13 protein-coding genes and 1 riboswitch are annotated in these 12,723 nt (G+C 37.5%); of the genes, 11 read left to right on the top strand and 2 right to left on the bottom strand.

Features of this window, described 5'->3' with window-relative positions; all coding sequences use genetic code 11:
* The first annotated feature begins 102 nt into the window (after positions 1-102).
* From JNUCC52_RS02500 to panF, 10 genes are all read left to right on the top strand, one after another.
* Positions 103-879 (top strand): ABC transporter ATP-binding protein, encoded by a 777-nt coding sequence (locus JNUCC52_RS02500; RefSeq protein WP_172771419.1) that lies wholly within the window; start codon positions 103-105, stop codon positions 877-879.
* The gene (locus tag JNUCC52_RS02495) at positions 854-1,561 is read left to right on the top strand and encodes an ABC transporter ATP-binding protein (protein ID WP_337981264.1); all 708 of its coding nucleotides are present in this window, start codon (positions 854-856) and stop codon (positions 1,559-1,561) included. The genes JNUCC52_RS02500 and JNUCC52_RS02495 overlap by 26 nt, the downstream gene beginning before the upstream one ends.
* A gap of 15 nt (positions 1,562-1,576) precedes the next feature.
* Positions 1,577-2,449, top strand: coding sequence for a branched-chain amino acid ABC transporter permease (locus tag JNUCC52_RS02490; protein WP_337981263.1), 873 nt, complete (start codon positions 1,577-1,579; stop codon positions 2,447-2,449).
* Positions 2,446-3,465, top strand: coding sequence for a branched-chain amino acid ABC transporter permease (locus tag JNUCC52_RS02485; protein ID WP_337981262.1), 1,020 nt, complete (start codon positions 2,446-2,448; stop codon positions 3,463-3,465). Before JNUCC52_RS02490 ends, JNUCC52_RS02485 begins: the two co-directional genes overlap by 4 nt.
* A complete protein-coding gene (locus tag JNUCC52_RS02480; RefSeq protein ID WP_172771423.1) occupies positions 3,462-4,466 on the top strand; it encodes a 3-oxoacyl-ACP synthase in 1,005 nt (334 codons plus the stop codon). The genes JNUCC52_RS02485 and JNUCC52_RS02480 overlap by 4 nt, the downstream gene beginning before the upstream one ends.
* Positions 4,467-4,478: 12 nt before the next feature.
* Positions 4,479-5,390, top strand: coding sequence for an intracellular short-chain-length polyhydroxyalkanoate depolymerase (phaZ, locus tag JNUCC52_RS02475; protein WP_337981261.1), 912 nt, complete (start codon positions 4,479-4,481; stop codon positions 5,388-5,390).
* Positions 5,374-6,105, top strand: coding sequence for a 3-oxoacyl-ACP reductase FabG (fabG, locus tag JNUCC52_RS02470; protein WP_172771425.1), 732 nt, complete (start codon positions 5,374-5,376; stop codon positions 6,103-6,105). The genes phaZ and fabG overlap by 17 nt, the downstream gene beginning before the upstream one ends.
* 16 nt (positions 6,106-6,121) lie before the next feature.
* Entirely contained in the window at positions 6,122-7,588 is a 1,467-nt protein-coding gene (locus JNUCC52_RS02465) for a class I adenylate-forming enzyme family protein (RefSeq protein WP_337981260.1), read from the top strand.
* A 129-nt stretch (positions 7,589-7,717) separates the two neighbouring features.
* Entirely contained in the window at positions 7,718-7,981 is a 264-nt protein-coding gene (locus JNUCC52_RS02460; protein WP_172771427.1) for a YhdT family protein, read from the top strand.
* The gene (gene panF / locus JNUCC52_RS02455) at positions 7,981-9,426 is read left to right on the top strand and encodes a sodium/pantothenate symporter (RefSeq protein WP_337981259.1); all 1,446 of its coding nucleotides are present in this window, start codon (positions 7,981-7,983) and stop codon (positions 9,424-9,426) included. Before JNUCC52_RS02460 ends, panF begins: the two co-directional genes overlap by 1 nt.
* A gap of 100 nt (positions 9,427-9,526) precedes the next feature.
* Here the strand turns inward: panF and JNUCC52_RS02450 are convergent, their stop codons facing one another.
* Positions 9,527-9,898 (bottom strand): nucleotide excision repair endonuclease, encoded by a 372-nt coding sequence (locus tag JNUCC52_RS02450; protein WP_172771429.1) that lies wholly within the window; start codon positions 9,896-9,898, stop codon positions 9,527-9,529.
* A gap of 320 nt (positions 9,899-10,218) precedes the next feature.
* A riboswitch (SAM riboswitch) is annotated at positions 10,219-10,328 on the top strand.
* Between the two features lie 105 nt (positions 10,329-10,433).
* Here JNUCC52_RS02450 and metA point away from each other — a divergent pair.
* Entirely contained in the window at positions 10,434-11,369 is a 936-nt protein-coding gene (metA, locus tag JNUCC52_RS02445) for a homoserine O-acetyltransferase MetA (protein WP_172771430.1), read from the top strand.
* Positions 11,370-11,452: 83 nt separating this feature from the next.
* On the opposite strand, the gene JNUCC52_RS02440 is transcribed toward metA, so the two are convergent.
* Positions 11,453-12,718, bottom strand: a complete 1,266-nt coding sequence (locus JNUCC52_RS02440; RefSeq protein WP_337981258.1) for a GerAB/ArcD/ProY family transporter — start codon at positions 12,716-12,718, stop codon at positions 11,453-11,455.
* Positions 12,719-12,723: the final 5 nt, after the last annotated feature.

Raw genomic sequence — 12,723 nt, 5'->3', positions numbered from 1 at the left:
CAAACAATTGAGAGACAGAAGTATACGTCGTTCTGTCTCTCTTCATCTCATTTCTGTTGAGAATAGATGAAGAGTGATAGAAGCACTAGAAAGGAGATTGAAATGGAGCCTATTTTACGAACAGAAAACTTAACAATCCGTTTTGGTGGCCATACCGCAGTCGATCAAGTGAACTTTACGATGCCTGAAAAACATTTGAAGTCAATTATTGGACCAAATGGTGCAGGAAAAACAACATTCTTTAATTTAATAAGCGGTGAGTTAAAGCCCACTACAGGTGATGTGTTTTTCAAAGGGCAATCACTTGCGCAAAAATCATCGGTGGAAAGGACGCGTATGGGGCTAGGACGCTCATTTCAAATTACAAATGTTTTTCCGAATTTAACTGTTTTAGAGAACGTTCGTCTAGCAGTGCAATCAAAAGAAAAAATACGCTATCAACTGTTTCGTCATTATAAAAGTTACAAAGCTATTTTAGAAAAAGCGGATGAACTATTGTCGCTTGTTTTGCTTGAAAATAAAAGAGATGCACTGACGACAATGCTGTCACATGGTGAAAAAAGAAAGTTAGAAATTGCCATGTTACTTGCTCTAGACACTGAAATTTTACTGCTGGATGAACCTACTGCTGGTATGTCGTTAGAAGAGGTACCAGCCATTTTAGAAGTAATCCGAACGATAAAAAATAAAGGTGATAAAACGATTTTGCTTATTGAACACAAGATGGATATGATTTTAGATTTGTCAGACTCCATTATGGTGTTATTTAATGGGCAGCTTCTCGCAGATGGAACACCTGAAGCCATTATGCAAAATGAAACTGTTCAAAATGCCTATTTAGGAGGGTTGTACGATGAACACCTTACTGAAATTAAATGACGTTCATACACATATCGGTCAATACCACATTTTGCAAGGTGTCAATTTTGAGGCTGTTGAAGGACAGGTCAGTGTCCTACTAGGGAGAAATGGTGCAGGGAAAACAACTACTTTAAAAACAATTATGGGGTTAACACCCGCTTCTAAAGGCGAAGTCAATTTTCGCATGAAGTCGATAAAAAAAAGTCCCACTTACAAAGTGGCTAAATTAGGTATTGGCTATGTACCAGAAAATCAAGGGATTTTCGCAGATTTAACGGTAGAGGAAAATATGAAAGTGGCGATGCGCAAGGAGGACAATGCAGCAATGGAGCGGCAGCAATATGTACTCGAGCTATTTCCAGATTTAAAGAAATTTTGGAAAAAGGCTGGTGGTCATCTTTCAGGTGGTCAAAAACAAATGCTGTCAATGGCAAGGGCATTTCTTAATGACAGTAAATTAATTTTAATTGATGAGCCGTCAAAAGGACTTGCGCCGATTGTTGTAGAGAAAGTAATGGAGGCAATCGTGGAAATGAAAAAGCAAACGTCTATTGTCCTTGTGGAGCAAAACTTTATTATGGCGAGTCGTATTGGTGATACGTACACATTAATAGACGATGGTCGAACAGTTCATTCAGGAAACATGAAAGATCTTATCCACAATGAAGAATTAAAACGTAAGTATCTAGGAATCGGATAAAGGAGGTGTGTTTCATTGGAGCTAATCGTAAATTTAGTCATTAACGGGTTGGCTACAGGCATGTTAATCTTTTTGCTTGCAGCAGGATTGACGTTAATTTTTGGGCTGATGGATGTGTTAAATTTTGCTCACGGTGGATTGTTTGTGTGGGGTGCGTATGCTGGAATATTTACGTATATGTACACAGAAAGCTTTTTCATTGGCATTATAGGAGCAATCGCCGCAGGTGCTATTTTAGGCTTGCTGACGGAGAAGTTTATTATTACACCAGTATACGGCAATCATATTCAACAAATTTTAATAACTTTAGGACTAATGCTTGTTTTACAAGAGATGATTAAAGTCGTTTTTGGACCAAATGGTGTGTCGGTGAAAACGCCTAGCTATTTAGCGGGGAGCTGGGAGATAGGTGACGTCATCATAATAAAATATCGATTATTTATCATTTTAGTTGGTTTTGTTATTTTCGGCATATTCCAATACATGCTAAAACGTACAAAGATCGGATTGATTGTACGAGCAGGAGTACAGGATAAAGAAATGGTCCAGGCGCTTGGTATTCATATTAAACAAGTATTTTTATACGTCTTTATGGTAGGTGCAGCTTTGGCAGCATTAAGTGGTATGTTAATGGCCCCCTATTCAGGTGTTATTTATGCAGAGATGGGGATGGAATATGCAATTTTAGGCTTTATCGTTGTTGTCATTGGGGGAATGGGAAGCTTTTCTGGTTCACTGCTTGCTGCTATTCTAGTAGGTCTTGCGGGTAGCTTTATGGCGTATTATGTGCCTGTGTTATCGCTTGCTGTCAATATGATTTTAATGGCAATCGTGTTAATTTTCCGACCTCAAGGCTTATTTACAATCGGAAAGGAGAGATCGACATGATGAAGAAACTGACGTGGAAACACCTAAGTTTTGTGTTGATGCTAGCTATTCTCGTTCTTCTTCCTTTCGTTAATGACTCGAGGACGCTCATTATTTTATTAACTCAAATTTTTATCTTTGGTATTTTAGCAATGAGCTACGATATTTTGCTCGGCTATACGGGCATCGTGTCATTTGGGCATGCGATGTTCTTTGGAATTGGTGCTTATACAACAGCCGTTATGCTAAAACAAGTCGATACGACGCTTTCCATCTTTTTATTGTCGATTGTGATCGGAATGTTTTTAGCGGGAATTGTAAGCTTCCTAGTTGGATTGCTAACATTGCGTTTAAAAAGTCACTTTTTTGCTATGCTTACACTCGCTTTTTCTGGACTGTTTTTAGTTGTTGCTGAAAAATGGCGTTCCATTACATATGGCAATGACGGATTTACGTTTAGAGCACCAGAAATTTTTAAAGATCGAATTACATTTTATTTTTTTGTATTAGCATGTTTGGTTGTCATTTTTATTGCACTTTATCGATTTGTTCAGTCGCCAACAGGACGTATATTAATTGCAGTGCGAGAAAATGAGCAACGAACAAAATCATTAGGTTTTCACACTTTACATTATAAAGTCATCGCATCCATTGTGGCAGGGACTGTAGCAAGTTTAGCGGGGTCTCTTTATGCACTGTCTCTCCGCTTTGTGAATACAAGTGTGATGACGATGGACATAACATTGGATGCATTGTTAATGACGATTATTGGCGGAGTAGGCACATTAGTCGGACCACTGCTTGGGGCAGCGGTCATTGAGTATGCACAACATGCACTTTCGGGGTTAGCGAGGGATTATCCGATATTTGAACGATGGATAATATTCTTTGGGATTCTCTATATTTTAGCTGTATTGTTCTTTCCAAAGGGAATTATCGGATCGATTCGGCTTATTGTATGGAAATGGAGAGGAAAACATAAAGAAAAACGTAAAACACCATCGGCACTATCGCATGAGAAGGAGCGATTTGAATGACTGTAGGCATTGTCAGTACAGGTATCTATATCCCACAAACGAAAATGACAGCAAATGAAATAGCCAAACTATCGTCAATTCCCGAGCACATTATCCGCCACAAGTTGGGCATTCAGGAAAAGCCAATTCCTGCTGAACAGGATCATACTGTGCAAATGGGTATATGGGCTGCTCAGGAAGCCATCCAAAAGGCTGGTATTGAGCCGAAAACAATTGATGTTGTGATTTATATAGGGGAGGAACATAAAGAATATCCGCTATGGACAGCATCCATCAAAATGCAAGAGGAACTTGGCGCAGTCAATGCTTGGGCATTTGACGTGCAATTACGATGTGGTACGACGATTATGGCACTTAAAATAGCAAAAAGCTTAATGGAATCGGATGACGCCATTCAGACTGTGTTGCTAGCAGGGGGCTATCGTAATGTTGATTTTATAGACTACAGCAATCCAAGAACACGCTTTATGTATAATTTGGGAGCGGGTGGTGGTGCGATTGTTTTACAAAAGAATTATGACAGAAACCATCTGTTAGAGGCAGATATTATAACGGATGGTTCTTTTTCAGAGGATGTGGTAGTCCCTGTTGGTGGAACAAAAAAGCCAATTACTGCTGAGCATTTAGCAAACAACCTATATCAATTAGACGTATTAGATCCAGTTGGTATGAAGGAAAGACTAGAACAAAAATCATTAAATAATTTTTTAAAGGTCATTCGATCATCTTTAGCGAAAAGTGGATTAGGAGAAGAAAATATTCGCTACCTAGCAATGCTTCATATGAAGAAGTCTGCACACATGTATATATTGTCAGAACTTGGCTTACAAGAGGAACAATCCATCTATTTAGAAAACTACGGTCACATTGGACAAATCGATCAAATTTTATCTTTACAGCTAGCATTAGAAGAAAAACGTATAGAAGATGGAGACATTGTAACACTTGTTAGCGCTGGTATAGGCTATGTCTGGGGAGCAATAACAATTCGTTGGGGATAGGGAGGATGCGCAATGTTACAAACAGTTCAACTATTAAATGGGGAAACAATAGCTTATCGTAAACGCGACGGGGGTAACCGTATTTTATTATTGATTCATGGCAATATGACCTCCTCTAAGCATTGGGATATGCTGTTGGAAAATTTAGATGCAAAATACACGATTTACGCCCTAGATTTACGCGGTTTTGGAGGTTCATCTTATCATCAATCAATCACTGCCATTAAAGATTTTAGTGATGATATTAAGCTATTTGTTGATGCGATTTCCTTAAAGCACTTTGATATGATTGGTTGGTCTACAGGTGGCGCAGTATGTATGCAGTTTGTCGCGAACTATCCTGGTTATTGTCAACGGCTGATTTTACTAGCTTCCGCTTCGACTAGAGGCTATCCATTTTACAGTGATTTAGGAACGGGAAATCATGCTTCATTCAAAAGGGCCGCCACGTATGAAGAAGTGCTCGTAGATACATCTAAAACTAAGACAGTACAAGGTTTCTATGATAGCAAAAATGCGCAAGGCTTAAAAACAATTTGGGATGCATTGATTTATACAGAGAACAAGCCAGAAGCAGATCACTATGATGAATATATAGAAGACATGTTGACGCAAAGAAATTTAGCTGAAGTATACCACTCATTAAATATATTTAATGTGAGTGCTATCGATAATGAAGTAGCAAAAGGAACGAATGAAGTACAACAAATTAACATTCCTATTTTAGTGTTAAGAGGAGAACGAGATTTAGTTATAACAGAGCAAATGAATGATGAAACAATGCTCGATTTACCTAAACATGCACAATTTGTTCGCTTGAAAAATTGTGGTCATTCTCCGCTAATTGATGATTTGCAGCAACTTACATTTGAAATTGAAACATTTTTACAAACTGGAGGGAAACATAATGCGCTTACACAATAAAGTAGCAATCATTACGGGTGCTGCTAATGGCATCGGATATGCCGCTGCAGAACGGTTTATTGAAGAAGGAGCTATTGTTTTTATTGCTGATTTTGATGATAATGCAGGGAATACTGCAGCCAATCAACTAGGTGAAAATGCCACGTTTGTACAGGTTGATGTCGCTAATCGAGACAGTGTGAAAAAACTTGTGGAAACGGTAATTGTGCACGCTGGTCGTATTGACATTTTAGTCAATAACGCAGGTATAACACGGGATGCAATGTTGACAAAAATGACAGAAGATCAATTTCAGCAAGTACTTGATGTAAATTTGTCGGGTGTCTTCCACTGCACGCAAGAAGTTAGTCCCCATATGATTGCTGCTGGATATGGCAAAATTATTAATACTTCCTCTGTAAGCGGAGTATATGGAAATGTAGGTCAAACAAATTATGCGGCAACAAAGGCTGCGATTGTAGGGATGACAAAAACTTGGGCAAAAGAGCTTGGGCGTAAAGGGATTAACGTAAATGCTGTCGCACCAGGCTTTACGGAGACAGATATGGTTAAAAAGATGCCTGAAACAGTGCTTGAAAAAATGCGGTCGATTGTGCCACTACAAAGATTAGGAACACCGAGAGATATCGCGAATGCTTATTTGTTTTTAGCATCTGAAGAGGCTTCCTATGTCCATGGCCATACGCTCCATGTGGATGGCGCTATTATGATGTAATAAAGGAGGCGTTAAGATGTTTGCAGAGCAAGCTTGGATTTTAAACCGTGCATCTTTAACACCGCATCGTTTAGCATTAGTAAACCTTGAAACAAAGGAACAATGGACATATCAGCAGTTAACATATGAAATTGCAAAATGGAGCAGTTTTTTTGAAAAGCAAGGATTACAGACAGGTAGTCGTGTAGCGATTTTTGCTAGAAATAACATACAGCTATTTGCCATATTATTTGCTTGTGGTTTACGGGGACTCATCTATGTCCCTTTAAATTGGCGCCTCAATACGAATGAACTTAGCGAAATCGTTGCGGATGCTACACCTTCCATGCTTCTTTATGATCAGGATGTTCGTTGTCCTATCCAACTAAAAAATATGTATCCCATCCAACAAGTACCGCAATCAGCGTCTGTTCCTAGCAAGATAGAAATGGATGTAAATGATCCATGGCTAATGATTTATACTGGAGGCACTACTGGTAAAGCAAAGGGAGTAGTTCTATCCTTTAATTCTGTTAATTGGAATGCAATTAATACAATTATTAGTTGGGGGTTAAGTGAAGAAGACTGTACGTTAAACTATATGCCGATGTTCCATACAGGTGGGCTAAATGCGCTATCTATCCCGTTGCTGATGGCAGGAGGAACGGTTGTTATTGGAGATAAGTTCGAAGCGGAAACAGCACTTAGAGCAATTAATCACTATAAAACAACCATTTCTTTATTTGTGCCAACAATGTATCAGGCGATGATTACAACAGATTATTTTCAGAAAAGTAGTTTTCCATCTGTAAAAGTGTTCTTATCTGGCGGGGCACCGTGTCCACTCCCTATATACGATGCTTTTTTTAAAAAGGGACTATATTTTAAAGAAGGCTATGGACTAACAGAGGCTGGACCAAATAATTTTTATATCTCACGCGAAGAAGCCTATGCGAAAAAAGGGGCAGTAGGTAAAAGCATGCAATTTATTGAGGCAAAAATTATTAATAAAGATGGGAAGAATTGCACTGCACATGAAGTAGGTGAGCTCTTTGTCAGAGGTAGGCATATGTTTAGATTTTATTGGAATAATCAGCAGGAAACGGACAATACCATTTGTGATGGCTGGTTAAAAACAGGTGATTTAGCCACAATGGATGAGGATGGTTATTTTTATATTGTCGGTCGTCGGAAAGAAATGATTATTAGTGGCGGTGAAAATATTTACCCACAAGAGGTGGAGCAATGTTTATTACGTCATCCGCTTGTAAAAGAAGCAGCTGTCATCGGTGTGCCAGACAATTATTGGGGTGAAATTGTAACGGCATTTGTTGTTTGCCAACAGCAATCTGATACGCTAATCGCTGAAGTGAAGGCTCTTTGTCGAAATGAGTTAGGACACTATAAAATTCCGAAAAAAATTATTATTATCGATGAGTTACCAAAAACAATCGTCGGGAAAATCGACAAAAAGGCACTTCACATGCAATTGAAAAGCTCTTAAAGATGGATGAAATATGAGGTATCGCCGATAGGATGTGTAAAATCGCCGATAAAACCACCGAAATCGTTCACAATGCTTCCCATAATACCTACATACCAGTAAAATAGAGTAGGTTAGGGGGATTCTATATTGAAAGATCAACGCTTTAAAATTGCACATCGTGAGGCGCTCATCGGCATAGGACTTGTACTTGTCAACTTTGCTATTTGGTACGGCTTTGCATATGGCCTAGGCTCGGGGGATCCAACAAAATATACATATGTTTGGGGTTTCCCAGCATGGTTTTTCTATAGTTGTATCGCTGGAACAGCTTTTATGATTGTGTTAATCTGGCTCGTCTTAAAATTCTTTTTCAAAGAAGTACCTTTTGAAGATGGGGAGGTGGATAAATAGTGCACTGGCAAGTTATTTTTCCACTCTTCATCTTTTTAATTATTATTTTTGGTATTGGTATATGGGCCAATAAACATGTCCGTTCATCGAACTCGTTTTTACAGGAATATTTTCTTGGTGGTCGTGAAATGGGTGGCTTTATCCTAGCAATGACTATGATTGCCACGTACGGAAGCGCAAGCAGCTTTATTGGTGGACCAGGGGTCGCTTATAATAAAGGACTTGGATGGGTACTCCTAGCGATGGCACAACTACCAGCTGGTTATTTTGTATTAATGATATTAGGAAAGAAATTTGCAATTATTGCTCGCCGTTATCAGGCAATAACATTAATTGATTTTTTACGGGAACGCTATAAAAGCCATGTCATTGTAATTTTATCTGCAATTAGTATTATTGTCTTTTTATTTTCTGCAATGATGGCACAGTGGGTTGGTGGAGCACGCTTAATTGAATCTTTAACGGGTTTAAATTATACAGCGGCACTCTTTATTTTTGCTGCATCGGTATTAATTTATGTCATTATTGGGGGCTTCCGTGCGGTCGCTTTAACAGATACAGTACAAGGTTCGATAATGGTAATTGGTACGGTTATTTTACTAATTGGGACAATCATTGCAGGCGGGGGAATAGATCAAATTATGACATCCCTTGTGGCAGAAAATCCAAAGTTAGTGTCTCCATTTGGTGCAGAAGGTGAACTAACGCCGTTATATGTTTCTACATTTTGGATTTTAATAGGAATTGGCGTAGTGGGTCTACCTCAAATTGCAGTACGTGCTATGAGCTATAAAGATTCAAAAAGTATGCATTTAGCGATTATTATTGGTACGATCGCCATCGGGACAATTATGTTTGGCATGCATCTAATTGGTGTGCTAGCGCGTCCAGTAATGCCAGGTATTGAGATTGGCGATAAAGTGATGCCATTATTAACGTTAAAAGTTTTACCGCCATATTTAGCGGGTATTGTTTTAGCAGCACCGATGGCAGCCACGATGTCTACGGTTAATGCACTACTGATGTTAGTTAGTTCAACCGTTGTGAAAGATATTTATTTAAACTATGTGAAGCCAACTGCCAACGACGGGGAGATTAAGCGGGCAAGCTTTATTGTCACTACCGTAATTGGTTTAGCGGTCGTTGTATTTGCGTTAAATCCACCAGATTTACTTGTTTGGCTTAATTTATTTGCATTTGGTGGCCTAGAAGCTGTCTTTATTTGGTCAGTCGTCCTAGGATTATATTGGAAAAAGGCCAACAAATATGGCGCAATTGCTTCCATGATTACGGGCATGACGTTATACATTGTGATTGATCGCTTTTATCCGTCAATCTTTGGTATGCATACAGTGACAATCCCGATAGTAGCTTCATTTATTATCTTTGTTGTTGTAAGCTTACTAACAGCTGACAAATTTAAAGATGAAAAAATATTTATCTAAATACCAAAAACCCACGAGAGATACCTCTCTCGTGGGTTTTTTTATATGAATAACGCTAAAAAAGAAAACCGTTAGCAAGTGGTTGCTAACGGCGTTTATCTTAATAAAATACTTTTTCAAGATTATATTTTGCACGGAAAGTGTTAATAGCATATGTTTCGTAAATTTCACGTTCCATTGGATCATCAATTTCATACACTTCAATTTTGAAAATTTCATCACGATATTTTTTCATTGGTGATACGTTATCTTCAAAATGCTTTTTAATGCGTTGACGAATTTTGCGCGCTTTTCCTACAAATAATAGCTCATTTTTTTCGTTGTAGAATAAGAATATGCCACCTTTTTCGCGAGTGATTTTATGGAAATCAATAAAACCATGGAATGGTGTGATTTCTACATCACCTGGTTTTAATACTTGCTCACGTTGACGAATTACTAAGTCTGGTTTTGGGAGTTCAATTTTAATCAAAATATTTCACGTTCCTCTCTGTTACTAAAGGTATATGTTAACATAATACCTCCATGATTACCATTACGTTTTCTTCTACAAAAATCAATTTACAATGCATGAATGTTTATCGGGTTACAATTGTCATTGGTTTGTCATTTACGAAGGCTAATTGATGAAAAAAATGATATTTAACCAGTAGATACGTAACTCACAAAAGAAATAGATACTTTAATGATAGTGTTCATCAAAAAATAAACTTCCATTCATTTAAATACTAAATATTCTATGTATTATTGAAATTCTTAATTGTTCATGATACAATTCTTTTTAATTAAATAATCTTATCAAGAGAAGCTGAGGGATTTGGCCCTATGACGCTTCAGCAACCTCTAACAATGTTAGAAAGGTGCTAATTCCACCAAAGGATGTTTCCTTTGAGAGATAAGAGTGAACGTGATAATTATCCTTCTCATTCTTGCTCTAATGGAATGAGGGGGATTTTTTAATTTTTAAATAGATAGAGAGAAAAAATTAAAGAAAAGGGGAATACAGCATGCCTATTAATATTCCGAAAAACTTACCAGCTGGAGAACATTTACGTGGGGAAAAAATATTCGTTATGGAAGAAGACCGCGCTAAAACGCAACAAATTCGTCCTTTAAATATTTTAATTTTTAATTTAATGCCAGAAAAAGAAAAAACAGAGCTACAATTACTGCGATTGCTCGGTAATACACCATTACAAGTGAATATTACATTTTTAAATACAGCAACACATGAGTCTAAAAACGTGAGTAAATCACATTTACAGCTATTTTACTCGACATTTAAAGAAATTCGCCATCGCCGCTTTGACGGTATGATTATTACGGGTGCGCCTGTTGAAAAAATGGCATTTGAAGAAGTGAATTATTGGGAAGAAATTTCAGAAATAATGGATTGGTCTGTGAAAAATGTTACGTCCGTAATGCATATATGTTGGGGGGCACAAGCTGCACTATATCACCATTACGGTATCGGTAAATTTGAGCTACCAGAAAAATGTTCTGGCGTCTATTCACATGTAATTACCGATTTAACGGTCGATTTAGTGCGCGGCTTTAGTGACTTATTTACAGCACCACATTCACGCTATACATCGGTTTCCATTGATGAAGTACGTAAGCACCCAGATTTACGCTTACTGTCCTATTCAGAAGATGCTGGCGTCTTTATCGTGCAGTCAAAGGATAATAAGAACATAATGATTACAGGTCACTTAGAATACGACGCGACAACATTAGCTGATGAATATTACCGTGATGTTGAAAAAGGAATTGATATTGCGATTCCTGTTAACTATTTCCCGAATAATAATCCTTCTAATGAGCCGATCAATACATGGCGAGCACATACGCATTTACTATTTTCAAATTGGCTTAACTATTATGTTTATCAGGAAACACCGTACGAATGGGATTTTGTTGATGAGATTGAATACCATATTTAATATGGGACAATTAACATACCGTTTTACAGTTAGAAAAACCACATTTCTCATTAAAAGTGAGAAATGTGGTTTTTGTTGTTAACTTATTGAGATTCGGACGAGTTTGGTTTGGTCGCATCTTGCTGCGCTTTCGATTCTTGTTGTTCTTTTGGAGTTTGCTGCACTTTTGATTCTTGTTGTTCTTTTGAATTTTGCTTGTCTTTTGATTGTTGTTCTTGAGATTCTTGCTGATTACTAGAAGAGCTTTGACTGTCTTCTTTCTTTTTTATTTTGCGAACTTTTGCGACTGTTAGTAACAACAATGGAAGTAAAACAGTTAATAATCCTGAATACAACGGCCAAATATTCTCATTATAATTATTAGAATGGACGATATTCGGGTGAGCAATTTGAGCCAGTGCAACCATACATAATCCAAGTGGTAAAATGAGTGGGCGAGGATCTTTTATTTTAAATATTTGTCCTATGCCAAGTACCGTTGCGTAAAAATAAATAAATGTCCGAATGTAAATGGATATAATCCACATAACAGCCATGATAATTTCCACTCGTTGGAAAAAATTACCTATCGAAATCCTTTGAGCTAGCGCATAGCTTGGAAATGTCTTAATTGATGTATTAGTTGAGCCAAGAACGAGTGTTGAAAGGGTAATAATAAGAATTAAGACAATTCCGCCTAGTAGTGTGCCGATATAATATCCTTTTTGAGCTGCTTTATGTACATTGACTCCAGAAGGGAAAAACATAAGCAACACAGCAAGTGGGAAAGAAAAAACACTCGTAAAGTTTAGCGTACCGACGATTAATGGTTTTGTGTCTGTTTCATAGACTGGCATAATATTTTCTATATTGATTTGAGGGGAAATACAAATAATAAAAATAATAAAAATTAACATAAATATTGGAAATAGTATTTCCACAGAACGTGCAAAAACTTCAATCCCTAAATACGACGCGAAAACGATAATAATCGTAAATAAAACTGCAAAGGTCAGAGTAGGTGTTTCGGGCATCACTTCCGTTTGCATAAAAATTCCGATGAAATATAATAATTCGCCTGCTGAAAAAAAGGTTAAAGACATAAAACAAAGCGATGTCAAAGTACCGATGAATTTGCCAAAAATTTTTCCATTTGCTTCAATAAACGTAAGGTTTGGAGTTTGATTTCCTAATGATACAAAGAGCTTTATTAATAAAATGCTTAATAGTACACCAATAGCCGCTCCAATCCACGCATCCTGGCTGAGTTTTTCTGTAATACTTGCTGGCACAATTAATATAGCTGTTCCAATTGAATAGAGAAGGGTAATGACTGTAAATTGTCTTGCGCTAATGAGTTGTTTATCCATCGTAC

Source organism: Lysinibacillus sp. JNUCC-52, assembly GCF_015999545.1.
Taxonomy (GTDB): domain Bacteria; phylum Bacillota; class Bacilli; order Bacillales_A; family Planococcaceae; genus Lysinibacillus.
The sequence above is the reverse complement of the archived record's forward strand: the minus strand, read 5'-3'. Positions and strand labels throughout refer to the sequence as shown.

Bases quoted from the DNA above. Each gene is read 5' to 3' on its own strand.
- JNUCC52_RS02500 (WP_172771419.1), top strand. From the start codon at position 103: ATGGAGCCTATTTTACGAACAGAAAACTTAACAATCCGTTTTGGTGGC.
- JNUCC52_RS02495 (WP_337981264.1), top strand. From the start codon at position 854: ATGAACACCTTACTGAAATTAAATGACGTTCATACACATATCGGTCAA.
- JNUCC52_RS02485 (WP_337981262.1), top strand. From the start codon at position 2,446: ATGATGAAGAAACTGACGTGGAAACACCTAAGTTTTGTGTTGATGCTA.
- JNUCC52_RS02480 (WP_172771423.1), top strand. From the start codon at position 3,462: ATGACTGTAGGCATTGTCAGTACAGGTATCTATATCCCACAAACGAAA.
- phaZ (WP_337981261.1), top strand. From the start codon at position 4,479: ATGTTACAAACAGTTCAACTATTAAATGGGGAAACAATAGCTTATCGT.
- fabG (WP_172771425.1), top strand. From the start codon at position 5,374: ATGCGCTTACACAATAAAGTAGCAATCATTACGGGTGCTGCTAATGGC.
- JNUCC52_RS02465 (WP_337981260.1), top strand. From the start codon at position 6,122: ATGTTTGCAGAGCAAGCTTGGATTTTAAACCGTGCATCTTTAACACCG.
- metA (WP_172771430.1), top strand. From the start codon at position 10,434: ATGCCTATTAATATTCCGAAAAACTTACCAGCTGGAGAACATTTACGT.
- JNUCC52_RS02440 (WP_337981258.1), bottom strand. From the start codon at position 12,718: ATGGATAAACAACTCATTAGCGCAAGACAATTTACAGTCATTACCCTT.